A 22,271-nucleotide genomic window follows, 5' to 3' on the forward strand; every position below is an offset into this window, starting at 1 on the left:
GGCTACCTGAAAAATGGCGGGGGTGTTTTCAGGTAGCCTTCTGAGTAGCTTGGAGCGAATGTTTCATGCGGTATGGCTTCTGCGATTTTCTGTGGGCGACAAAAAGGCTACCTGAAAAATTCCTGCTGAGGTTTTCAGGTAGCCTTTTGCTTGTTTGCCGACAATTTAACGGATGATGCTGCGGCGGGAGTCGGCGAGAAAGTCGTTGAGGATGGCCAGCTCGGGGGCACCGGCGGCGGCTTCGGCGATTTGGCGGCGGGCTTCTTCGAGCGGCAGGCCTTGCCGGTAGAGGGTTTTGTAGGCGTTTTTCACGTTGGCGATCTGCTCGGGGGAAAAGCCGTTGCGGCGCATGCCTTCGCTGTTGATGCCGGCGGGCTCGGCGCGGTAGCCGGCGGCCATGAAATAGGGCGGCACGTCTTTGTGTACGCCGGCGGCAAAGGCGGTCATGGCGTAGGGGCCGATTTGGCAGAATTGGAACACGAGGGTGTAGCCGCCGAGTACGACGTAGTCGCCGATGGTTACGTGGCCGGCAAGGGAGGCGTTGTTGGCGAAGATGGTGTGGCTGCCGATCACGCAGTCGTGGGCGAGGTGGCAGTAGGCCATGATCCAGTTGTCGTCGCCGATGCGGGTTTCGCCGATGCCGGTAACGGTGCCGAGGTTGAAGGTGGTGAATTCGCGGATGGTGTTGCCGTTGCCGATGACGAGGCGGGTGGGCTCGCCCTGGTATTTTTTGTCTTGCGGGATTTCGCCGAGGCTGGCGAATTGGAAGATGCGGTTGTGCTCGCCGATGGTGGTGTGGCCGTTGATGACGACGTGCGGGCCGATTTCGGTGCCGGTGCCGATTTGCACGTTGGGCCCGATCACGCTGTAAGCGCCGACTTTGACGCTGCTGTCGAGCTGGGCTTGGGGGTCGATAATCGCGGTGGGGTGGATTAGGGACATGGGTTTTCCTTGATGGGGCGGCGGGCGGGGAGGCTACCTGAAAATGCGGCCGGAAGGCCGCCGCAAGGCTGAAGCGGGGGCTCCGGAGGGGCAGGCGGGATTCCTGCCTGCCCGCCGATACGGCAGCCGCCGAAGCGGCAGAGGCTACCTGAAAAATACGGGCTTATCTGTCCACCGCGCGTTTGGCACACATGATCACGGCTTCGGCGGCCACTTGGCCGTCCACGGTAGCGGTGGCTTTGAATTTGCCGATGTCGCGCTTGTGGGTGATCACGTCCAGGTGGATTTGCAGCTGGTCGCCGGGCACGACTTGGCGTTTGAAGCGGGCGCTGTCGATGCCGACGAAGAAGTAGATTTCGTTTTCCTGGCGTTCGCCGCGGCTGAGGATGGCGAGCACGCCGGCGGCCTGCGCCATGGCTTCAATCACCAACACGCCGGGCATCACGGGGAAATCGGGGAAGTGGCCTTCAAAAAACGGCTCGTTAATGGAAACGTTTTTGATGGCGGTAAGGCTTTTTTCTTTTTCAAAGCCGATCACGCGGTCGAGCAGGAGGAAGGGATAGCGGTGCGGCAGCAGGCGTTGCAGGGTGCGCACGTCTAGCGGCAGTTCGATGGATTCTAATTGCATTTTATTGTTCCTTAAGGGTTTTAACTGTGTTTTCCAAATCTTTCACGCGGCGGTGCAGCTCATTCAGGTGGCGCAGGTGCACGGCGTTTTTCACCCAATCGCGGTGGGTTTGCAGCGGGTAGGAGCTGGCGTAGTAGTTCGGCTCGCTGATGGAGGCGGCCACCAGGGTGCCGCCGCCGATAAAGGTTTTGTCGGCCACTTTGATGTGCCCGACAAACATGGCGGCACCGCCGATTTGGCAGTAGGCGCCGATGTGGGTGCTGCCGGCGATGCCCACGCAGGCGGCAATGGCGGTGTGCGCACCGATGTGCACATTGTGGGCGATTTGCACCAGGTTGTCGATTTTGGCGCCTTCGGCAATCACGGTGCTTTCGATGGCGCCGCGGTCGATGGTGGTGTTGGCGCCGATTTCCACGTCGTTGCCGATGGTCACACTGCCCACCTGCGGGATTTTGTACCAATGGTCTTGCGCCCAGGCGTTGCCAAAGCCGTCGGCGCCGATGACGGTGCCGGAGTGGATTTCCACGCGGTCGCCGAGGGAGCAGCCGGCATACACGGTCACATTCGGATGCAGGACGACCTGCCTGCCCAGCACACAGTCGGCCTCCACCACGCAGTTGGCCAGGATGCGGCAGCCTTCGCCCAACACGGTGCGCTCGCCGATGTAGGCGTTGGCGCCGATTTCGCAGCTGGCGGGCACGACGGCGCTGGCTTCCACCACGGCACTGGGGTGGATGCCGGGTTTGGGCAAGGGCGCGGGGTGGAACAGGCGGGCGGTTTGAGCGAAATAGAGCTGTGGGTTATCGCACACAATGAGGTTGCGGCCGGGCAGTTTATCGGCCAGCTTGCCGTGCACAATCAGGGCGCCGGCTTGGCTGGCGAGGGCTTCGGGCAGGTGTTTGGCGTGAGCCACGAAGCTGATGCTGTCGGCCTGCGCGGCATGCAGCGGCGCGATGCGGCTGACGGTGATGTCTTGCCCTGCGATATGGCCGCCCAGTGCGGCGGTGAGGTCGGAAAGCTGTTTCTGCATTTTCAGGTAGCCTGTGTGGCTGGGTGGTGTTTACCCTGAAGCTGGGTTTCGGTTTGGCAAATGTATTTTCAGGTAGCCCTTAAGTGCGGGAATGGTTTCCCTTTTGCCAAAACCGGTGTTTGGGCTGGCTTAGGAAGCCGCCACAACGGTTTTAACGGCGTTGGCGCTGCATTTTCAGGTAGCCTTTATTGGCTGTTGAGGGCGCGGATGACTTCGTCGGTGATGTCGAAACGGCTGTTCACGAAGATGGCGTCCTGGATGATCAGGTCGTAGCCGTCGCGGCGCGCCAAGTCGGTGATGACGCGGTTGGCGGTTTGCTGCAGGGCGGCGAATTCTTCGTTGCGGCGCAGGTTGTATTCTTCGGTGAGCTGGGCGGCCTGACGGCGCAGGTTGCGGTCGAGCTCGATCAGCTGCTGCTCGGTGCGGCGGCGTTCGGCGGTGCTCAGGCGGCCTTGGTCGAGGCGGGTTTTGAGGGCGATGCCTTGGTCGCGCAGCCGTTGCAGGGCTTGCTGGCGGCTGCCGAACTCGCTTTGCAGCGTGGTTTGGATGCGCTGCGCCTGGGTGGATTCCTGATACACGCGTTCGGTATCGATGAAGCCGAGCTTCTGCACGCCGTCAGCGGCGGCCGGCAGCGCCAGCAGGGCCGCCATGGCTGCTGCTGCGATGCGGGGGAGGGTGATCTTCATCGTCATGCCTGCCTTAGAAAGTGGTGCCCAGCTGGAACTGGAAGCGCTGGATTTGGTCGTTATCCTCTTTTTTCAGCGGGTGGGCGAAACTGAATTTCATCGGGCCCAGCGGCGAAATCCAGGTGAGCGCCGCGCCCACGGAATAGCGCAATTCGTTGCTGAAGGTGGAGCGGTGGTCTTGGCTGTAGTAGCCGTTGGTGCCGTTCGGTTTGGAGGGGCTATAGGCATCGGGGGTGTAGGTTTTGCCGTCCCACACGCTGCCGGCGTCGGCAAACAGGCTCAGGCGCACGGAGCGCTGGTCTTTCACACCGGGGAAGGGGAAGAGCAGCTCGGCGGAAGCGTAGGCTTTATAGGTGCCGCCGTAATTGACGACGTTTCTGCCGCCGCTGTAGTTTTCATACACTTTCGGGCCGAGCGAGCCGCTTTCATAACCGCGCACGGAACCCAGACCGCCACCATAGAAGTTGTTGAAGAAGGGCACGGTGGAGGTGCCGCCGAATTTGCCGGCATAGCCCACTTCACCACCGAGCATCAGGGTGAAGCTCTTGCTTAAGGGGAAGAACCAGCGCTGGTCGTGGGTGAGGATGTAGTATTGCAGGTCGCCGCCGGGCAGGCCGAGGTCGGCGTTTACGCTGGTGGTGTAGCCGCGGGTCGGCCACAGGGCGTCGTCGGTTTTGTTGCGGCCCCAGCCGATGTTGCCTTTGAGCAGCCAGTTTTTCTCGCCGTGCTCTTGGATGAACTGGCGGTAGCGGTAGGGCTGGTTTGCTTCGTCGCCGTGCAGCTTCACGGTGAGGTGTTCCACACCGAGGCCGAAGTTCACGCGGTCGTATTCGGTAACCGGCACGCCCATGCGCGCGCCCACGCCGATGCGGGTGGTTTCGTAGTTGTTCGAGCCGATACTGCTGGAGCTGGATTTGTAGGGCATGAAGCCACGATAGTAGATGTCGTAGCCCAAGCTCACGCCGTCGGGGGTGAAATAGGGGTCGGTAAACGACAGCGAAGCGGTATTTTGCGTTTTGCCGCGCGCGATGCGGAAGTTGGCGGATTTACCGGTGCCGAACAGGTTGTCCTGCGCTATGCCGGCGGAGAGCACCAGGCCGGTATCCTGTACCCAGCCGGCAGCCACTTCCACCGAGCCGGTGGAGCGCTCTTTCAGGGATACGTCGATGTCTACCTGGTCGGGCGTGTCGGGCAGCGGGCGGGTTTCCACTTTCACGTCGTCGAAATAGCCCAATAGCTGGATGCGGTCTTTGGAACGGTTGATTTTGGCCGAGTCGTAGGGAGCGGCTTCGGTTTGGCGCATTTCACGGCGGATGACCGCATCGCGGGTTTTGTTGTTGCCGGAAATATGAATTTGGTTCACATAGTATTTGCGGCCGGGGTTCACCGTGAGTACGAAATCCACGGTGTGGTTGGCCTGGTCGGGCTGCGGCTGCACGCCCACTTGCGCCAGCGCATAGCCGGCCTGGCCCATGCGGTCTTGGATGGCCTGCAGGCTGTCCACCATCTGCGAGCGGTTGTAGCGTTTGCCTTCGCGCATTTTCAGCAGGGCTTCCAAATCTTCGCGCGGCACTTCGCGGGAGTCGCCTTCGATGCGCACTTTTCCCCAGCGGTAGCGTTCGCCTTCATGCACCTTAATCCATAGGGTTTGCCTGGTGCGGTTGTCGTTGTAGCGCACGTCGGCATCTTCCACGCGGCCTTCGAAGAAGCCTTCGTTTTGGTAGAAATCGGTGATGGCTTGCAGGTCTTTGCGGAATTGTTCGTCGGAGAAGCGGTCGTCTTTGGAGAGCCAGCTGAGCATGCCGTGGCGGTCGAGCTTCATCTGGTGGCGCAGGGTGCGGTTGGAGAAATGCCGGTTGCCTTCGAAATCGATTTCTTGAATGCGGGTGGTGGCGCCTTCGTCGATTTTCAGCGTGATGTCCACGCGGTTGCGCGACAGGCGGGTTACTTCCGGCGTAACGGTGGCGGAGAGTTTGCCTTGGTTGGCGTATTCCTGCTGCAAGCCGGCCACGGCTTGGTTCAGGATGGCTTGGTTAAACGGCTGCGACTGCCCCAGACCGAAGCTGTCGAGGTTTTTCTTGATGGCGTCGCTGGGCAGGGTTTTGCCGCCGGTTACGGTGAGGGTGTTGATGATGGGGCGTTCCACCACGGTGAGTAAAACTTGGTTGCCCATGGTTTCCACGCGCACGTCGTCGAACAGGCCGGTGGCATACAGGTTTTTGATGATCTGTTCGCCTTCGCCGTCGTTGAAGGTGCTGCCCACTTTCACCGGCAGGTAGCCCAACACGGTGGAGGGGTCGGTGCGCTGCAGGCCCTCGATGCGGATGTCTTGGATGGTAAACGGTGCGGCGGCCAGCGCCCAGGAAGACAATCCGGCTGCAAACAAGGCGAAAGAAAGGTTGTTCAGTTTCATGCTTTATCCCAGTAATCGGGTGATATCGTTGAAAAAGGCCACCAGCATCAGCATCAGCATCAGGGAGAGGCCGAAACGCAGCCCCCACATTTGCGCGTTGGCGCTGACGGGCTTGCCGCGAATCCATTCGGCGGCATAATACATTAAATGGCCGCCGTCTAAAACAGGAATCGGCAGCAAGTTCAAAATCCCCAGGCTGATGCTGACCACGGCCAGAAACTCCAGATAATCCTGAATACCGGAGGCAGCGGTTTTGCCGGCATAGTCGGCGATGGTGAGCGGGCCGGAGATGTGGCTGATGGAAGCCTGGCCGGTGAGCAGGCGGGCAAACAGGCGGCCGGTGAGCGCGGTGTAGGTGCCCACGCGCTCTATGCCCATTTCGGCGGCACGCGGCCAGGAGGGGTGGTAGCGGTAGGTGGCGAGCGACATCCAGCGCTGGTCGGTTTCGGAATCGAAGCCGGCAAAACCGTAGCGCTCGCCGTTGCGGTCTTCGCGGCTGTCGGGGCGCAGGGCTACCTGAAAAGGTTTGCCGCTGCGCAGGATGTCTACGGTGAGCTTGTCTTGCGGATGCTGGCGGATGGCGGTGGTCAGCTGTGGCCAGGTGTGCACGATCTGTCCGTCGATGGCCACCACGCGGTCGCCTTTGCGCAGGCCGGCGCGATCGGCGGGCGATCCGCGCTGGATGGTGGCGAGGATGGTGGTTTTGCGCAGGGCGGTGAGGCCGAAGTAGCCGCCGCGCCGTGCCACTTCTTTGGCTTCGGGCGTGCCGGCGGCGTCGATGGTGCGCACGGTTTCTTGGCCGTTGGCCTGGCGCACGGCTACCTGAATTTTGCCTGCATCCAAATTCAAAATGATTTCCGACTGTGCATCGCCCCAGTTGGCCACGGCTTTGCCGTTTACGGCCTGGATGGTGTCGCCCGGGGCGAAGCCGGATTTTTCGGCCAGCGATTCGGGCGCCACCATGCCCACCATCGGCCGCACTTCCTGCACGCCGAAGTAGCCGAAGGAGAAGGTGTAGAGCAGCACGGCCAGCGCCAGATTGGTGAGCGGGCCGGCGGCCACTACCAACATGCGTTTGAAAGGATGCTGTTTGTCGAAGGCGTAGGGCAGGTCGGCTTCGGCCACGTCGCCTTCGCGCGTATCGACCATTTTCACATAGCCGCCCAGCGGAATCGGCGCCAAACACCATTCGATGTTGCGCCAGCGTTTGTTGAAAAACGGTTTGCCGAAGCCCACGGAAAAACGCAGCACCTTGATGCCGCACCAGCGCGCCACCAGCAGGTGCCCCAGCTCGTGCAGGCTGACCAAAATCATGATGGCCACGATAAACGCGCCAACGGTATAGAGAAAAGACAAAAGCACTCCTTGCCGTCCGGCTTGCTGCTTGAGGCTACCTGAAAAATTTGTTTTCAGATTTCAGGTAGCCTGATGATGTGCCGGAGAATACGGGAAACGCCGTATTGTAATGGAAACAGGCTGTTTGGACAAAGCATCGGGCAAAGTGTCAGCCCAGCCGCTCCACATAGTCCGCCGCCGCCCGCCGTGCGTCGGCATCCCAGGCCAACAACCCTTCCAGGCTTTGATGGCTACCTGAAATATCCTGTTCCAGCGTGTGCCGCACCACCGGCGCGATGTCGGTGAAGCGGATGCGGCCGTCTAAAAAGGCAGCCACGGCGATTTCGTTGGCGGCGTTGAGCACGCAGGGCACGCCGCCGCCGGCCTGCATGGCTTGGTAGGCCAGCTCGAGGCAGGGGAAGCGGCGGTAGTCGGGCGCTTCGAAGGTGAGCGCGGCGAGGCTGGCGAAATCCAGCGGCGCGGTGCCGGAGGCGATGCGCTCGGGCAGGCCGAGGCAGTGGGCGATGGGCGTGCGCATATCGGGCGTGCCCAGCTGCGCCAGCACCGAGCCGTCGGTGTAGCGCACCATGCTGTGCACCACGCTTTGCGGGTGGATCACGGTTTCCAGCTTTTCCGGCGGGCAGCCGAACAGCCAGTGCGCCTCAATCAGCTCAAGGCCTTTGTTCATCATGGTGGCGCTGTCTACGGAGATTTTGCGCCCCATCTGCCAGTTGGGGTGTTTGACCGCTTGGGCGGGGGTGATGGCGGGGAAGTGGGCCAGGTCGGTGTGCAGGAAGGGGCCGCCGGAAGCGGTGAGGATGATGGATTCGACGCCGTTGTGTTTCAGGTAGCCTTTGTTGGGCGGGAGGACTTGGTAGATGGCGTTGTGTTCGCTGTCCACGGGCAGGATACGCGCGCCGGCTTGGGCAGCGGTTTGCATGAAGAGGCTGCCGGAAACGACGAGCGTTTCTTTGTTGGCCAAATAGATGGTTTTGCCGGCGCGGGCGGCGGCGAGGGTGGATGGCAGGCCGGCGGCACCGACGATGGCGGCCATCACGCCGTGCGTTTCGGGCGCGGCGGCGATATCGATGAGGGCTTGCGCGCCGTGCAGCACTTCGGTTGGGCAGCCGGCGGCGGCGAGGCGCGCGCGCAGTTCGGCGGCCTGGGCTTCGCTGGCGGTTACGGCGTATTGCGGGCGGAAGGCGAGGCACTGTTCGGCCAGCTTGGCGGTTTGGCGGTGGCCGCTGAGGGCGAAGATGCGGAAACGTTCGGGATGGCGGGCAACGACGTCGAGCGTGCTGCTGCCGATGCTGCCGGTGCTGCCGAGGATGGTGAGGGATTGGGTCATGGCGGGGTGGTGGCGGTGTGTTGGCTGTTTTCGGCTGCGCTGAAACTTGCTTTGCTTGTTTTGGCTGCGTTTTAGCTTCGCAGAAAATCCGGTTCCTTTGGAAACTGCGTTTTAACTTCGTTGAAGCTGATGCTTTCAGGTAGCCTGTTTGTGTGGATAGTAGTGGCTTGGGGCTGCTTAAAGCGGTTTGGCAAATGGGGAACTATACTGCTTTTTGCCGGCGCTTGCCATTGTGCGGAAAGGGGGCGGAAAAGGCTACCTGAAAAATTCAGCTTCGCGGAAATTCGTCTTCCTGCGGAAACTTTATTTTCAGGTAGCCTGTTGCTGTGGGCGCGGCCGGGCTTAATCGCGCGTCCAGGTGGTGCCGCCGGCGCCGTCGCGCAGGGTGATGCCTTGGGCGGCGAGCAGGTCGCGGATGCGGTCGGATTCGGCCCAGTTTTTATCAGCGCGGGCTTGCTGGCGCTGGGCGATGAGGGCTTCGATTTCTTCGTTGCCCAAGCCGCCTGCCGCCGTGCCGCCTTGCAGGAATTCGGTGGGGCTGCGCTGGAGGAGGCCGATGGTGCCGGCCAGGGCTTGGAGGCAGCCGGAAAGCTCGGCGGACTGGGTTTTGTTGGCTTCGCCGGCCAGCTCGAACAATACGGCCACGGCCTGCACGGTGTCGAAGTCGTCGTTCATGGCGGCGAAGAAGCGGCGGGTGTAGCCGTTGGCTTCCGGGGCTACCTGAAAACTTGTTGGCGGCACGTTGGCGAGGGTGTTGTAGAGGCGGGTGAGGGCGTTTTTGGCATCATCCAAGTGCGCGTCGGAGTAGTTCAGCGGGCTGCGGTAGTGGGCGCGCAGGATGAAGAAGCGTACGACTTCGGGGTCGTATTGTTTCAATACTTCGCGGATGGTGAAGAAATTGCCCAGCGATTTGGACATTTTTTCGCCATCGACGCGGATGAAGCCGTTGTGCAGCCAGTATTTGACATGGCTGGCGATGCTTTGGCCGTGGTGGGTGTGCGCGTGTTCGTGCCCGCAGACATGGCCGCTGGCGCCGACGCTTTGGGCGATTTCGTTTTCGTGGTGGGGAAACTGCAAGTCCGCGCCGCCGCCGTGGATGTCAAACGTGTCGCCGAACAGGTTGTCGCTCATGGCGGAGCATTCGATGTGCCAGCCCGGGCGGCCTTGCCCCCACGGGCTTTCCCACGCCGGTTCGCCTGCTTTGGCGGCTTTCCACAGCACAAAATCCAGCGGATCGCGTTTGAACCCGTCCACTTCCACGCGTTCGCCCGCGCGCAAATCGTCCAGCGATTTGCCCGACAGTTGCCCATATGCGGGAAACTCGCGCACGGCGTAGTAAACGTCGCCGTTGGCGGCGGGATAGGCTTTGCCGTTTTGAATCAGGGTTTCAATCATGGCGATCATCTGCGGGATATTTTCCGTCGCCTTCGGCTCGATGTCGGGACGCAATACGCCCAGCGCGTCGGCATCTTCGTGCATGGCCTGAATGAAACGCGCGGTCAACTCGCCTATGGTCTCGCCGTTTTCGGCGGCACGGGCGATGATTTTGTCGTCGATGTCGGTGATGTTGCGCACATAAGTGAGCGGATAGCCGCATTCGCGCAGCCAACGGGCAATCATGTCGAACACGACCATCACGCGGGCGTGACCCAAGTGGCAGTAGTCGTAAACAGTCATGCCGCAGACGTACATGCGCACGTTTTCAGGGTCGATGGGGGAAAAGGGTTCTTTTTGGCGGGTGAGGGTGTTGTAGAGGGATAGCATGGTTGGATGTGATTGAGTTAATTGGGTTAAATGGTGAGGGGAAGGCTACCTGAAAACAACGGCTTCAATGGCGGCTTGGTGCGGCTAATATTATTCTTGCCCGGCATCGGCGGGGCAGTTTTTACCTTGGTAGTCATACCACTGGTTAATGTGGGTTTGGTAGGTGGAGTTGCGTTCGGTGTCGGTGAAGGTGGTTGAGAAATATACGCTGGGGCGGCCTTGCGGGTCGTTTTTCAGCGCCATGCCCACGGTGTAGGCATCGAGGCCGGGCTTGGCTTGGGCGGGGTTGAGCAGGGTGTACACGCGGCCTTGGGCGGTTTGGCGTTCTGCAAAACGGCCTTGCGGGTAGAGGCCGGTGGTGCGACGGCGGATTTGCTCTTGCAGCCAGGCTTGGCTGTCGGCGGGAATGCAGACATTGCGCTCGGCATGGATGGAAGGCGAACGCGGGAGCGGGATGGCGTCGGGCTCGTCGGCGGGGCGGTAATTGCCGGAGTCGTTGCCCCGATATAGGTAGAAGCCGGCGGGGAGGGTGTCGGCGGCCTGGGCGGCGGCGGAGAGGCCGAGGAAGAGCAAAACGGCGTGCGGCAGGGATTTCATTTTCAGGTAGCCTTGGCTTGTGTGGGTTTGCTGTGAGGAAGGGCATTGTAGCCGAAAGCCCTGTTGGCAGCCACATGGCGGGCTGATGAATGTAAACAAATATCTGGAAAGTTTGCTAAACGGTAAATCTTGCGGCGGCGGCTTTTGTTTGTGCGGCGGCTCGCCTATAGTGGCTGCCGTGATTCCCCGTTTGTTTTCGCTGAAATCCGTTAGAAAAGGAAACCGATTATGATGAAACGTCTGACTGTTTTAACCCTGGCCGCCTCCTTTGCCCTGAGCGGCTGTGTGACCGACCCGGTTACCGGGCAGCAAACTATTTCCAAAACCGCGCTCTACGGCCTGGGCGGCGCGGCGGCCTGCGGCGCCATCGGTGCACTCACCCACGGCAGCAAAGGCGCGCGCAATGCGGCTTTGGGCTGCGGCGTGGTGGGGGCTGGTGTGGGCGGCTATATGGATATTCAGGAGCGCCGCCTGCGCCAGGAATTGGCCAACACGCCGGTGGAAGTGGAACGCCAAGGCGACCAAATCAAGCTGACCATGCCCAGCGGCGTTACCTTTGCCACCAACAGCTCCGCGCTTAGCCCGAACGCCGTGAGCTCGCTCAACACTGTGGCCGACGTGCTGACCCAGTATCCGGAAACCACCATCACTGTGGCCGGCCACACCGACAACACCGGCAACGACCGCATCAACAACCCGCTCTCGCAACAGCGCGCGCAATCCGTGGCCGGCTACCTGAACGGCCGCGGCGTGGCCGCCAACCGCATCAGCACCGTGGGCTACGGCTCGCGTTCGCCGATTGCCGACAACTCCACCGAAGTGGGCCGCGCGCAGAACCGCCGCGTGGAAATTCTGATCAACCCGACTTCGCAGGCGCGCCGGCAGTAAGCCGCAGCTTGTCGCAACGGCCTGAAACGGCACGGCGGAGCAGTTCTGCCGTGCCGTTTTGCATGAAATACGGGAAAGGCTACCTGAAAATTTTCAGGTAGCCTTTGCTTTAATGGGAGGCTGTTTTCAGGCAGCCTCAAACCAAACTTTTCAGGTAGCCCGCTAGGCAGTTGGGGCTACCTGAAAAGCTATGTGCCGCCTGAAAACGAAGCCGGATGCTTCGCAATGCAAAAGGCGTGCGGCGGCATGGCGGGCGGATTTTCAGGTAGCCTGATGCAATCCCTGTTTGGCGCGGGGGAGATGATTCACGTTTGATTGATTTTGTCCACCCGCGGGCGGCAGGCAAACAACACCTTTATATAAATGCCGCCGTGGGGCGGAGTATTGGCATTTTTGTTTGCCAATCATGGGGATTTGGCGATTTAGTGTGATTGGGAAGTAGGGGCAGGAGTGTTGCGTTACTACAACTTATGTTGCGTTTCTGCTAAAATACCGCCCGTGTTCCACTCTTTCATTTGATTATGCTGCTCGACTTAAACCGTTATTCCCCCGCCGTTTTCCGCAAAGAAGCCCGCCAGTTGGGCTCCTTGGCGATGCCCATGCTGCTGGCTCAGATTGCCCAGGTGGGGGTGGGGTTTGTGGATACGGTGATGGCGGGCGGCGCGGGCAAGCCGGATTTGGCCGCCGTGGCCTTGGGCAGCAGCGCCTTCGTTACGGTGTTCATCACCTTCCTGGGCATCATGACCGCGCTCAACCCGATGATTTCCCAGGCGCACGGCGCGGGCGAAACCGAGCAGGTGGGCGAACTGGGGCGGCAGGGCATGTGGTATGGCCTGATGCTGGGCTTGGTGGGCATGGTGATACTGTGGCTGATGGTGAAGCCGATCAACCATTATCTGGATTTGAGCCCGGAAGTGGAGCGGCAGTTCACGCAATATGTAGGCTTCGTGGCCTTGTCGATGCCGGCGGCCATGGTGCACCGCGCGCTGCACGCCTTCGCCTCCAGCCTGGGCAAGCCGAAACCGATTATGTGGATGAGCTGGATCACGCTGTTTATGAATATCCCGCTCAACCATGTGTTTGTGTACGGCGATTTCGGTATGCCGGCCCTAGGCGGCGCGGGCTGCGGCCTGGCCAGCGCGCTGGTGTTCTGGTTTAACGCCGCCGCCTTGTGGGCATACATTGCCAAACAGAAATATTTCCAGCGCTTCGGCCTGCTTTCGCGCTTCACCAGGCCGGATGCCAAAATCCTGCGCCAAATCACTAAATTGGGCGTGCCGATCGGCTTGTCTTTCTTCTTGGAAGTGAGCCTGTTTACCGTGATGATGATGCTGATCGCCCGCCTGCCCGGCAATGCCGAAGACCACGTGGCCGCTCAGCAGGTGGTGAACAGCATCACCAGCCTGATTTACGTGATTCCGCAGGGCATCGGCGCGGCGGTAACCGTGCGCGTGGGCTTTTCCATCGGCGCCGACCGTTATTTCCAGGCACGTTATGCCGCAGGTGTGGCGCTGGCTTCCGGCGCGGTGCTGTCGATTGTTACCGCGGTGCTTACCGTGTTGTTCCGCTATCCGATTATGCGGATTTATACCGACGACGCGGCCGTGATCCAGCTGGGCGCCACCATTTTGCTGTTTGCCGCCGCCTTCCAGCTGGCTGACGCCATCCAAAGCATCTCTTCCTACGCCCTGCGCGGCTATAAGGTAACCAAACTGCCGATGGTGATCCACGCCATCGCGTTTTGGGTGGTCGGCCTCGGGCTGGGCTGCCTCTTGGCATTCGGCACGGGCATGGGGATTTACGGCTTCTGGGCGGCGCTGGTGTTGTCGCTGATGTGTGCGGCGGTGGCCTTGCTGTGGTGTTTGGAAGGAGTGAGCGAAGAAATGCTGGAGCATCAAGACGATGATTAAACTGCTGCACGATGCCGATTTGAGCAGGTTGAACACTTTCGGCCTCCCTGCGCGCGCCTCTGCCCTGTGCGAACTGGAAAGCGCCCAAAGGCTACCTGAAATCCTGCGTCTGCCGGAATACCGCCGCGACAGCGTGCTGTGGCTCGGCGGCGGCAGCAATGTGCTCTTTATGCAGGATTACGATGGGCTGGTGGTGCGCATGGCCAACAAAGGCATCGGCGCGCCTGAGCCGGCGGGCGGCGGCAAAGTGCGGCTCACCGCGCAGGCCGGCGAAAACTGGCACGATTTCGTGCAGCACACCATCGCGCTGGGCTTGAGCGGCTTGGAAAACCTGAGCCTGATTCCCGGCACGGTGGGCGCCGCGCCGGTGCAGAACATCGGCGCTTACGGAGTGGAAGCCAAAGACCGCATCGAAGCCGTGCAGGCTTGGGATTTGGATGCCGGCCGGCCGGTGCGCTTCGATAATGCCGCCTGCCGCTTCGCCTACCGCAACAGCCTGTTCAAGCAATCCGGCGGGCGCTATGTGATTACGGCGGTAACGTTCGCGCTGGATACCGCGTTCCAGCCCAAGCTGCATTATGGCGACGTGCAGAGCGAAGCCGAAGCCGTGGCCGCCGGCGCGCCGCTCACCGCCGCCATCGTGGCCGAAGCCGTGTGCCGCATCCGCCGGCGCAAGCTGCCCGACCCGGCGCAAACCGGCAGCTGCGGCAGTTTCTATCAAAACCCGATCGTGCCGGCGGAGCAGGCCGCTGCGCTGAAACGGCGGCATCCCGCGGTGCCGGTGTATCCGCAGCCAAACGGCCGGGCCAAACTCGCCGCCGGCTGGCTGATCGACCAATGCGGCTTGAAAGGCCACCGCGAAGGCCATGCCGCCGTGCACCAAAAGCAGGCGCTGGTGTTGGTCAACCTCGGCGGGGCGAGCGCGGAGGATGTGCGCCGCCTCTCCGAGCATGTGCGCGGCTGCGTGTTCCAACGTTTCGGCGTGCGGCTGGAGCCCGAGCCGGTGTGGCTGGGCAGTTGATGAAAGTTGATGAAAAACGATGTGCCCTATTTTCAGGTAGCCTGAAGCCGTTTGGAGAAGGCTACCTGAAAAATTATTGCCGCATTTTATGGTGCTGCTTTTTTCAGGTAGCCTTTATATCTTTGCCAATCCGATAGTTTGGCGCTAAGGCCAGCCGCCTGCCCAAGCCGAAGATTGGGCAATTATTCCCGCCTTTTATGCGGGCATAAAGTTGCCGCCACTATACCGATGAGGGCAGAGACGGCTATAATCGCGGCGGCAGGCAGCATCGTTGCCGCTTTTTGCAAACAGGCTGCCGGACAGGAAGAAGCATAGCGATGGAGACACGAGCATGACCAAGAAAAACGGCAAACCCAGCACCTACGACCGCGTGGTGGACATCAGCCTCAAGCTCTTCAACGAAGAAGGCGAGCGCAAAATCAGCACCAACCACATCGCCCAAGCCCTGGGCATCAGCCCCGGCAACCTCTACTACCACTTCAGAAACAAAGACGAAATCATCGTCCAGCTCTTCCAGCGCTACAGCAGCAAGCTGCTCGACTACATCCAGCAAACCCCCCTGCCCGACAACATGGCCAAAATGGGCGACTACATGAGCGGCGTATACGACATCCTCTGGGAATACCGCTTTTTATTCAGCGATGTCAACACCATGCTCACCCGCAGCAAACAGCTTCTGGGCGAGCACAACGAATTCACCCACATCAAAATCTCCCCACTGCTCGTGCGGATATTCACCGATTTGCGCGCCAAAGGCATCCTCGACGCCGACGACGAAGCCCTGCGCGAGCTCGGCCTAAACGTATGGCTGCTCACCAAATACTGGTTTGATTTCGACAACTCCCAGCACATCGGCAATTGGAACGAAGGCGCCAAACGCCGCGGCATCTACCAAACCATGAGCCTGGTGCGCGGCTTCGTGGCCAAAGAGCACTACCAAAACTACTGCGAGCTGATGGCGCAATACCGCTCGTGAACTGCGCAGGCAATGCGGCACGGCGGCAGGAAGAAATTCCAGCCGCCGTTTGCCATTGGAGGCTGCCTGAAAAATTCAGGTAGCCCAACCTTCAGCTACAGAACAAACCAAAGGCTATCTGAAAACTATTTTTCGGTTTTCAGGTAGCCTTTTGAGCTTTCATGCAGCCGATGCGGCAGGGCGGAAGGCTACCTGAAAATATCCCGGAGAAGTTGGGTGCGCTTTGCTGGCAATCGATTTTCCGCCAGCCTGTTTTGCGGTACTATCTGCCTGTTTCCGCGCCGGATTGGCCGGTTGGCAAAGGCTTGTTGGCGGTGCGGAGATGCCGGCTTGCTGTGGCGGCCGTTTCGTTTGACTTCCATCCGATAGGAGTGAACACCATGAATTTGAAAACTTTGTCTGTTGTTTTGGCGGCCCTGTTTGCCGTGTCTGCCTGCGGCGGCCAGCAATCCGGCGCGGCGCAGGATGCCTCTGCCGCGAGCCAGGCTTCGGCCGTGTCTGATGCGGCTGCGGTGTCGGAGGCTTCCGCTGCCGCCGTTTCCGATGCGGCTGCTTCGACGGCTTCCGAAGGCGTGGTCGTTTCCCAGCCGCAGGGCGCGGCCCCTACCGGCTTGAGCAGCCTGTCGGACAGCGGCATGAAGGAATCCGCCCGCAATATGGCGCAGGGCGATACGCTCGCCACCCGCGAAACCGCGCAGGGCACGGCAGTGAATTTGTCGTCTGACGTGCTGTTTGATTTCGGCCAGGCCGGGCTGAAACCGGAAGCGGATGCCGCGCTGGAAAAAGTGGCGGCGATGATTAACGAGCGCGGCGCGGCGGCGAAGGTTACCATCGTGGGCTACACCGACGCCAAAGGCAGCGCGGAATACAACCGCCGCCTGTCGGTGAGCCGCGCGCAGTCGGTGAAAGACTGGCTGGTGCGCCACGGCGTGAAACAGGCGATTGCGGTGGAAGGCAAAGGCGCGGCCGATCCGGTGGCGCCCAATGCCAAGCCCGACGGTTCGGACAACCCGGAAGGCCGTGCGCAAAACCGCCGCGTGGAAATTTTGATTGCTTCGGGCGAAGCGGGCAAATAAGGCTTCGGCTGCCGGAACAAAAGGCTACCTGAAAACGAGCGCAGCGAGTTTCTGCGAAGCTAAAACGCAACGCAGCGAAGTTTCTGCGAAGCTAAATTTTCAGGTAGCCTTTTCGCTTGAAGAGGCAAGGGGGAGCTATTGCCCTTCCGCCTGCCGGATATAGGCATCCACCCGGGCGCGGCGCGCGGCTTCTTCGGCACGGGTTTGGCGCAGCAGCTCGGTGGCGGTGAGGCCGCGTTTGGGTGCTTCTTCGGCGGCGTATTCGGGCATTTTTTCATCAGCAAAGGCTTCTATTTGGCGACGCAGGCGGGCGCGTTCGGCGCGGCTGTCGGCGCACTGTTTGCCCAAATCGCTGTTTGCGGGGCTGGTGGCATTGGCGGCACGCTCTTGCTGAAGGTCGTGGCTTGTCTGTTGGCGGCATTGATCCACTTTGGGGTGGCTGAACAGCAATACCATGGATAATTCGTTGAAATACTCGGCTGCTTCCGAGTTGCCGCGGTAGCACAGGCTGCCGTTAGCCAAGGTATTGACATCTTTATGCAATTGTTCACACCCTGTATGAAAAACAGCCGGGGAGGCTGGCTGGTGTTGTGCGGCGGCGGGAGCGGACAGGGCGGCGAGTAGGAGGAGGGTGGGGATTTGGCGCATGGGATTCCTTGGGTTTTGTGAAAACAGAGCTTACTTGAAACAGGAATAGACATTTTCAGGTAGCCTAGGTGAGGCTACCTGAAAAAAGCGGGGCTGCCGGAAGCTTGTTCCGCCGGCGTAGAAAGGCGGTTGGCTTTACGGTTTAACCGACTTTGTCGCCCGGTTGCGCGCCGGCATCGACGTCTAAGAGCTTCAGTTTGCCCTCGGCGGTGGCGGCGCTCAGAATCATGCCTTCGGATACGCCGAATTTCGCCATTTTGCGCGGGGCGAAGTTGGCGACGGCGATGACCATGCGGCCGTTCAATTCGGTAGGGTTCGGGTAGGAGGCGGCGATGCCGGAGAAGATGATGCGTTTTTCAAAACCGAAATCGAGGTCGAATTTCAAGAGTTTGGTGCTGCCCTCGACGGCTTCGCAGTTCAACACTTTGGCGACGCGCATGTCGATTTTCATGAAGTCGTCGAAGCTCGCCTGTTCGGCGACTTTTTCGTATTTGCTCTCTTCGGCGGCAGGCGCGGCTGCGGCGGCGATGCTTTGTTTGTTGGCTTCGATCAGGTCGTCCACTTGTTTTTGCTCCACTCGTTGCATTAAATGTTCGTATTTGTTGATGGCGTGTTCGCCCAGTGTTTCGCGCGTATTCGCCCAAGTGAGGGCTTCCAAATTCAAGAATTTGGCGGCGTTGGCGGCGGTTTGCGGCAACACGGGGGCGAGGTAGGCGGTCAGCATGGCGAAGGCATTGATGAGTTCGCTGCATACTTCGTGCAGGCGGTTTTCCATGCCTTCCTGTTTGGCGAGTTCCCAAGGTTTGTTGGCATCGACGTATTCGTTTACGGCGTCTGCCAAGGCCATGATGTCGCGCAGGGCGCGGGCGTATTCGCGGTTTTCGTACTGCTCGGCGATGTTGTCGCTTTCGGCGGCAAGTTTATTCAGCAACCGGCTGCCTGAAACGTCTTTCAGACGACCTTCAAAGCGTTTGGCAATGAAACCTGACGCGCGGGCGGCGATGTTGACGTATTTGCCGACCAGATCGCTGTTGACGCGCGAGATGAAGTCTTGCAGGTTCAAGTCGATGTCTTCGATTTTGCTGTTGAGTTTGGCGGCGATATAGTAGCGCATCCATTCGGGGTTCAGGCCTTGTTCCAAATAGGATTTGGCGGTGATGAACGTGCCGCGCGACTTGGACATTTTTTGGCCGTCAACTGTCAGGAAACCGTGTGCATAGACGCCGCTGGGGGCGCGGTGGCCGGAAAAGTGCAGCATGGCGGGCCAGAACAGGGCATGGAAATAGAGGATGTCTTTGCCGATGAAATGGTACAGCTCGGTTTGGCTGTCGGCTTTGAAATATTCGTCAAAGTCGATGCCGATGTGGTCGCACAGGTTTTGGAACGACGCCATATAGCCGACGGGCGCGTCCAGCCAGACGTAGAAATATTTGCCCGGCGCGTCGGGGATTTCAAAGCCGAAATAGGGCGCGTCGCGGGAGATGTCCCAGTCGGACAGCGAGGTTTCTTCGCCTTCGCCCAGCCATTCCTTCATTTTGTTGAGGGCTTCGGGTTGCAGGTGGGGCTTGCCGTCGTGCGGATTGCTGCCGCCCGTCCACGCTTTGAGGAAGTCGGCACATTCGCCGAGCTTGAAGAAGAAGTGTTCGGATTCGCGCAATTCGGGTTTCGCGCCCGATACGGCGGAATACGGATTGATCAGTTCGGTCGGGGAATAGGTCGTGCCGCAGACTTCGCAGTTGTCGCCGTATTGGTCTTGGCTGTGGCATTTGGGGCATTCGCCTTTGACGAAGCGGTCGGGCAGGAACATTTGTTTTTCAGGGTCGTAAAGCTGCTCGATGACGCGGCTTTCGATTTTGCCGTTGGCTTTGAGGGCGCGGTAGATGCGCTCGGAATGGGCTTTGTTTTCGGGGGAATGGGTGCTGTAATAATTGTCGTAGCCGATGTGGAAACCGGTGAAATCCGCCAAATGCTCTTCGCGCACTTTGGCAATCATGTCTTCGGGCGCAACGCCTTGTTTTTGCGCGGCGAGCATGACGGGCGTGCCGTGGGTGTCGTCGGCGCAGCAGTAGTGGCATTCGTGGCCGCGCAGTTTTTGGAAGCGCACCCAGACGTCGGTTTGGATGTGTTCGACCATGTGGCCGAGGTGGATGCTGCCGTTGGCGTAGGGCAGCGCGGAGGTTACGAGGATTTTGCGGGGTTTGCTCATGGTCATGGTTCGGCGGCTTTTCGGAGAGTGAAAAATAGGGCGGTATTATGCCACAAACGGGCTGCGGCCCGCATGGGTGAGGCCGGCCGGGGGCATGTTTGAACGCCGGGAAGGCTTCTTCGGGCGGCAAGGGGGAAGTTTTCAGGTAGCCTCAAGATGGCGGATGAGGCTACCTGAAAATTTTGTTGGCGCCGCCGTTTGGTTTTTGACTGTGCGGGTGCGGCGGTTGAACTTATGTTGCAGCCCGCGCTTTCAAGCGTCGGGAAAGGGGCGGGCGGCGGGGCTTACAGGGTTTTGCTCATGAAATATACGGTAGTGCCGGGCGGGCAGTCGGGCAGTTCGGCAAAGATACGGTAGCCGTTTTTCAGGTAGAAATCTTTGGCTTGGAAGCGCCAGGTTTCCAGGCGGATGCCGGTGAGCCCCCGGTGGCGGGCAAAGGTTTCGGCTTGGCCGAGCAGGCGGCTGCCCAGGCCTTGCCGGCGGTAGGCTGCGCCAACATAAAGCAGGTCCAGCGCATACCAGTTGTAGGCCACCGCGCCGATGATGCCGCCGGCCAGGGTGCCGCCGTCGAACGCGAGGAAGTCGGCCTGTTCGGGCGCGGTATCGGGGTGGGCGGCGAGCCAGGGGCTGTGTGCCTGGTTGTAGGCTTTCAGCCGGGAGAGGATGGTTTGCCGGTGTTCGGCGCTGTTGCAGGCTTGGATGGTGATCATTCGGTTGGCTGGGGAAGTATTTTGGCTGCGCTGAAGCCAGCGTTTTAGCTTCGCAGAAACTCACTTCGTTCGTTTTCAGGTAGCCTTTGCACGGAAGATGAGGCTACCTGAAAAATGCCGATTGACTTTTGGCTTTGTAGAATCGCAGCCTTGCTTCGCAAGGCATCGGGCTGCTGCGCGGAAGCCGGCGTTTTGATTTTAACTTTGTTGAAGCTCGTGTTTTCAGGCAGCTTCTGCGTTTAAGGCTGCTTATCGCCCGCTTCGGATTCGGGCTTTTCGGGGAACACGAAAGATGCGCCCACGCCCAGCGCCAGCACCACCAGCACCACCACGAGCGAAGCATTGGGCGAAATCTCATAGCCGTGGTGGAACAAGTGCTCGGAGGCGGAGAGGGCGAGCTTTACGGCAATGAAAAACAGCAGCGCCACCACGGCCTTTTCCAAGTGCACCAGCCGCCCGCGCAAGGCTTCGAGTACGAAATACATGGTGCGCAGGCCGAGGATGGCAAACATCATGGCGCTATACACAATCAGCGGCTCTTTAGACACGGCAATCACCGCTGGCACACTGTCGAAGGCAAACATCACGTCGGAAAGCTCGATGATGGCCAGGCACAAAAACAGCGGCGTGGCCACCAGCGCGCCTTTTTTCACCGGCTGCGGGTGGTTTTGCTCCGGGTGTTTCAGGTCTTCGCCGGCCGGTTCGAGGTGCACGTCGGGGTGTTGGCGGCGCGCTTCGGCGAGCTCGTGGCCGCGCAGGAAAAAGTTGTGCCCGTGGAGGCGCGGCCACACCGGGAGGAAGCGGTGCACCCAGCGGTAGGCCAGGTGTTCGGAGTAGTCTTCGTTGGCCTCGGCTTCGTCGTCGCGGCGCAGCATCATCACCGCCGTCCAGCCCACAATCAGCGCAAACAGGATTTCCACATACGGGCCCAGCGCCAAGAGGCCGGTGCCGATGGCCACGAAAATCAGGCGGAACACAATCGCGCCGATGATGCCCCAATACAGCACTCGGTGGCGCAGCCCCTCGGGGATGTTGAACCAGGAAAACACCGCCATGATCACAAACAGGTTATCCACCGACAGCACTTTTTCCAGCGCATAGCCGGTGAGGAACAGGCTGGCCGTCTCGCTGCCGTGGTGCACCCACAGATAGCCGCCGAACGCCAGCGACACCAGCACCCAAAACACCGACCACAGCGCGGCGCTTTTGAGCGACATGGGCTTGTCGCTGCGGTGGGCAAACAAATCGATGGCAATCGCGCCCACCGATAAAACGATGAAAACGGCAACGGTTTCCAGCGGGAAGCCTAAATGGGTGGTCATGGGGGAATCCTTATGGTGGTGGTGTGTGATGGAGGCTACCTGAAAAACACAGGCAGGTTTGGGCGGGAAGCAGGCTACCTGAAAACGGTTTATATAGTGGATGAACAAAAATCAGGACAAGGCGACGAAGCCGCAGGCAGTACAGGTAGTATGGCAAGGCGAGGCAACGCGGTACTGGTTTTTGTTCATCCACTATACCTGCACAAACATTTTGTAATACTCCACCTCGCTGCGCGCAAACACAATCACTTGCCGGCCTTCTCCTTTGGGGAGTTTCTTGCCGCCCATGCCGCCGATGCATATGCCTAAATCGGGGATGGTGAGGTAGTATTTGTCTTCCATGTAATCGTATTGCGTTTTCCAGGCGGCGATGCTCTCTTCGGAGAATACGGGCAGGCCGTTTAGCGTGGGGTGGGTGTGCTTGTTGCAGACGATGGATTTGAGCTGCCTGCCGTCATGCCGGTAGATCAGCTTGCAGGCGGAGCGGTATTCGGTGGTTTGGCGCATGATGTTGTCGATCAGGATGCGGCCGGCTTCGCCCCATTCTCGGTTGATGCTGTCGAAAGTGGCGTCCAAACGGAAAATCTCCGAGCCGGTGTTGACCGATTCGAAGGGGGTGATGATGAAGTTATTCATATCGGGCGGCCTTTCGGGGGAGTGGGCGGGGCGGAAGCTGCCTGCCAGAGGCTACCTGAAAACGCGAACTTCAATGAAGTTAAAACGCGGCAAAGCGGGGGTGCTGCCAAGCCGGAATTTCAGGTAGCCTTTCGC

At 60.0% G+C, this 22,271-nt stretch carries 19 protein-coding genes; 5 read left to right on the plus strand and 14 right to left on the minus strand.

Features of this window, described 5'->3' with window-relative positions; genetic code table 11:
* Window positions 1-165: 165 nt before the first annotated feature.
* The 9 genes from lpxA to H9Q10_RS04265 form a co-directional block, all read right to left on the minus strand.
* Window positions 166-942, minus strand: a complete 777-nt coding sequence (lpxA, locus tag H9Q10_RS04225) for an acyl-ACP--UDP-N-acetylglucosamine O-acyltransferase (RefSeq protein WP_197902788.1) — start codon at window positions 940-942, stop codon at window positions 166-168.
* A gap of 163 nt (window positions 943-1,105) precedes the next feature.
* Entirely contained in the window at window positions 1,106-1,570 is a 465-nt protein-coding gene (gene fabZ / locus H9Q10_RS04230) for a 3-hydroxyacyl-ACP dehydratase FabZ (RefSeq protein WP_197902789.1), read from the minus strand.
* A gap of 1 nt (window position 1,571) precedes the next feature.
* Entirely contained in the window at window positions 1,572-2,600 is a 1,029-nt protein-coding gene (gene lpxD / locus H9Q10_RS04235) for a UDP-3-O-(3-hydroxymyristoyl)glucosamine N-acyltransferase (RefSeq protein ID WP_197902790.1), read from the minus strand.
* Between the two features lie 185 nt (window positions 2,601-2,785).
* Window positions 2,786-3,250, minus strand: coding sequence for an OmpH/Skp family outer membrane protein (locus H9Q10_RS04240; protein WP_420841836.1), 465 nt, complete (start codon window positions 3,248-3,250; stop codon window positions 2,786-2,788).
* Window positions 3,251-3,299: 49 nt separating this feature from the next.
* On the minus strand, window positions 3,300-5,699 hold the full coding sequence (gene bamA / locus H9Q10_RS04245) for an outer membrane protein assembly factor BamA (protein WP_197902792.1): 2,400 nt from the start codon (window positions 5,697-5,699) through the stop codon (window positions 3,300-3,302).
* Between the two features lie 3 nt (window positions 5,700-5,702).
* Window positions 5,703-7,055: an RIP metalloprotease RseP gene (gene rseP, locus H9Q10_RS04250; protein ID WP_197902793.1), complete on the minus strand. Its 1,353-nt coding sequence runs from the start codon at window positions 7,053-7,055 to the stop codon at window positions 5,703-5,705.
* 148 nt (window positions 7,056-7,203) lie between these two features.
* Window positions 7,204-8,382, minus strand: a complete 1,179-nt coding sequence (gene ispC / locus H9Q10_RS04255; protein WP_197902794.1) for a 1-deoxy-D-xylulose-5-phosphate reductoisomerase — start codon at window positions 8,380-8,382, stop codon at window positions 7,204-7,206.
* 342 nt (window positions 8,383-8,724) lie between these two features.
* Window positions 8,725-10,146: a cysteine--tRNA ligase gene (gene cysS / locus H9Q10_RS04260; RefSeq protein ID WP_197902795.1), complete on the minus strand. Its 1,422-nt coding sequence runs from the start codon at window positions 10,144-10,146 to the stop codon at window positions 8,725-8,727.
* A gap of 90 nt (window positions 10,147-10,236) precedes the next feature.
* On the minus strand, window positions 10,237-10,743 hold the full coding sequence (locus H9Q10_RS04265; RefSeq protein ID WP_197902796.1) for a hypothetical protein: 507 nt from the start codon (window positions 10,741-10,743) through the stop codon (window positions 10,237-10,239).
* A 228-nt stretch (window positions 10,744-10,971) separates the two neighbouring features.
* Here H9Q10_RS04265 and H9Q10_RS04270 point away from each other — a divergent pair, with 228 nt between their 5' ends.
* The 5 genes from H9Q10_RS04270 (at window position 10,972) to H9Q10_RS12115 (ending at window position 16,614) form a co-directional block, all read left to right on the plus strand.
* On the plus strand, window positions 10,972-11,631 hold the full coding sequence (locus tag H9Q10_RS04270; RefSeq protein ID WP_197902797.1) for a YiaD family glycine zipper/OmpA-like lipoprotein: 660 nt from the start codon (window positions 10,972-10,974) through the stop codon (window positions 11,629-11,631).
* A 521-nt stretch (window positions 11,632-12,152) separates the two neighbouring features.
* Window positions 12,153-13,541, plus strand: a complete 1,389-nt coding sequence (locus tag H9Q10_RS04275; protein WP_197902798.1) for an MATE family efflux transporter — start codon at window positions 12,153-12,155, stop codon at window positions 13,539-13,541.
* Window positions 13,534-14,562, plus strand: coding sequence for a UDP-N-acetylmuramate dehydrogenase (gene murB, locus H9Q10_RS04280; RefSeq protein ID WP_197902799.1), 1,029 nt, complete (start codon window positions 13,534-13,536; stop codon window positions 14,560-14,562). The genes H9Q10_RS04275 and murB overlap by 8 nt, the downstream gene beginning before the upstream one ends.
* A 331-nt stretch (window positions 14,563-14,893) precedes the next feature.
* Entirely contained in the window at window positions 14,894-15,538 is a 645-nt protein-coding gene (locus H9Q10_RS04285; RefSeq protein ID WP_197902800.1) for a TetR/AcrR family transcriptional regulator, read from the plus strand.
* A gap of 380 nt (window positions 15,539-15,918) precedes the next feature.
* Window positions 15,919-16,614: an OmpA family protein gene (locus H9Q10_RS12115; protein WP_238480134.1), complete on the plus strand. Its 696-nt coding sequence runs from the start codon at window positions 15,919-15,921 to the stop codon at window positions 16,612-16,614.
* A 135-nt stretch (window positions 16,615-16,749) separates the two neighbouring features.
* Here H9Q10_RS12115 and H9Q10_RS04295 read toward each other — a convergent pair whose 3' ends face one another.
* The 5 genes from H9Q10_RS04295 to H9Q10_RS04315 all read right to left on the minus strand — a co-directional run bounded on the left by H9Q10_RS04295 (window position 16,750) and on the right by H9Q10_RS04315 (window position 22,136).
* Window positions 16,750-17,262 carry a hypothetical protein gene (locus H9Q10_RS04295; protein ID WP_197902801.1) on the minus strand — a complete coding sequence of 171 codons (513 nt, stop codon included), beginning with the start codon at window positions 17,260-17,262 and terminating at the stop codon, window positions 16,750-16,752.
* Between the two features lie 142 nt (window positions 17,263-17,404).
* On the minus strand, window positions 17,405-19,468 hold the full coding sequence (metG, locus tag H9Q10_RS04300; RefSeq protein WP_197902991.1) for a methionine--tRNA ligase: 2,064 nt from the start codon (window positions 19,466-19,468) through the stop codon (window positions 17,405-17,407).
* Between the two features lie 284 nt (window positions 19,469-19,752).
* Window positions 19,753-20,178 carry a GNAT family N-acetyltransferase gene (locus H9Q10_RS04305; protein WP_197902802.1) on the minus strand — a complete coding sequence of 142 codons (426 nt, stop codon included), beginning with the start codon at window positions 20,176-20,178 and terminating at the stop codon, window positions 19,753-19,755.
* 239 nt (window positions 20,179-20,417) lie between these two features.
* On the minus strand, window positions 20,418-21,500 hold the full coding sequence (locus tag H9Q10_RS04310; protein ID WP_197902803.1) for a TerC/Alx family metal homeostasis membrane protein: 1,083 nt from the start codon (window positions 21,498-21,500) through the stop codon (window positions 20,418-20,420).
* A 192-nt stretch (window positions 21,501-21,692) separates the two neighbouring features.
* Window positions 21,693-22,136, minus strand: a complete 444-nt coding sequence (locus tag H9Q10_RS04315) for a hypothetical protein (RefSeq protein ID WP_197902804.1) — start codon at window positions 22,134-22,136, stop codon at window positions 21,693-21,695.
* Window positions 22,137-22,271: the final 135 nt, after the last annotated feature.

This window comes from Eikenella glucosivorans, assembly GCF_016025525.2.
Taxonomy (GTDB): domain Bacteria; phylum Pseudomonadota; class Gammaproteobacteria; order Burkholderiales; family Neisseriaceae; genus Eikenella; species Eikenella glucosivorans.

Coding starts and splice junctions, on each gene's coding strand:
- ispC (WP_197902794.1), bottom strand. CDS start 8,382: ATGACCCAATCCCTCACCATCCTCGGCAGCACCGGCAGCATCGGCAGC.
- H9Q10_RS04295 (WP_197902801.1), bottom strand. CDS start 17,262: ATGCGCCAAATCCCCACCCTCCTCCTACTCGCCGCCCTGTCCGCTCCC.
- murB (WP_197902799.1), top strand. CDS start 13,534: ATGATTAAACTGCTGCACGATGCCGATTTGAGCAGGTTGAACACTTTC.
- H9Q10_RS04265 (WP_197902796.1), bottom strand. CDS start 10,743: ATGAAATCCCTGCCGCACGCCGTTTTGCTCTTCCTCGGCCTCTCCGCC.
- bamA (WP_197902792.1), bottom strand. CDS start 5,699: ATGAAACTGAACAACCTTTCTTTCGCCTTGTTTGCAGCCGGATTGTCT.
- lpxA (WP_197902788.1), bottom strand. CDS start 942: ATGTCCCTAATCCACCCCACCGCGATTATCGACCCCCAAGCCCAGCTC.
- H9Q10_RS12115 (WP_238480134.1), top strand. CDS start 15,919: ATGAATTTGAAAACTTTGTCTGTTGTTTTGGCGGCCCTGTTTGCCGTG.
- H9Q10_RS04315 (WP_197902804.1), bottom strand. CDS start 22,136: ATGAATAACTTCATCATCACCCCCTTCGAATCGGTCAACACCGGCTCG.
- H9Q10_RS04275 (WP_197902798.1), top strand. CDS start 12,153: ATGCTGCTCGACTTAAACCGTTATTCCCCCGCCGTTTTCCGCAAAGAA.
- H9Q10_RS04240 (WP_420841836.1), bottom strand. CDS start 3,250: ATGGCGGCCCTGCTGGCGCTGCCGGCCGCCGCTGACGGCGTGCAGAAG.
- H9Q10_RS04310 (WP_197902803.1), bottom strand. CDS start 21,500: ATGACCACCCATTTAGGCTTCCCGCTGGAAACCGTTGCCGTTTTCATC.
- H9Q10_RS04305 (WP_197902802.1), bottom strand. CDS start 20,178: ATGATCACCATCCAAGCCTGCAACAGCGCCGAACACCGGCAAACCATC.
- cysS (WP_197902795.1), bottom strand. CDS start 10,146: ATGCTATCCCTCTACAACACCCTCACCCGCCAAAAAGAACCCTTTTCC.
- H9Q10_RS04285 (WP_197902800.1), top strand. CDS start 14,894: ATGACCAAGAAAAACGGCAAACCCAGCACCTACGACCGCGTGGTGGAC.
- metG (WP_197902991.1), bottom strand. CDS start 19,468: ATGAGCAAACCCCGCAAAATCCTCGTAACCTCCGCGCTGCCCTACGCC.
- H9Q10_RS04270 (WP_197902797.1), top strand. CDS start 10,972: ATGATGAAACGTCTGACTGTTTTAACCCTGGCCGCCTCCTTTGCCCTG.
- fabZ (WP_197902789.1), bottom strand. CDS start 1,570: ATGCAATTAGAATCCATCGAACTGCCGCTAGACGTGCGCACCCTGCAA.
- lpxD (WP_197902790.1), bottom strand. CDS start 2,600: ATGCAGAAACAGCTTTCCGACCTCACCGCCGCACTGGGCGGCCATATC.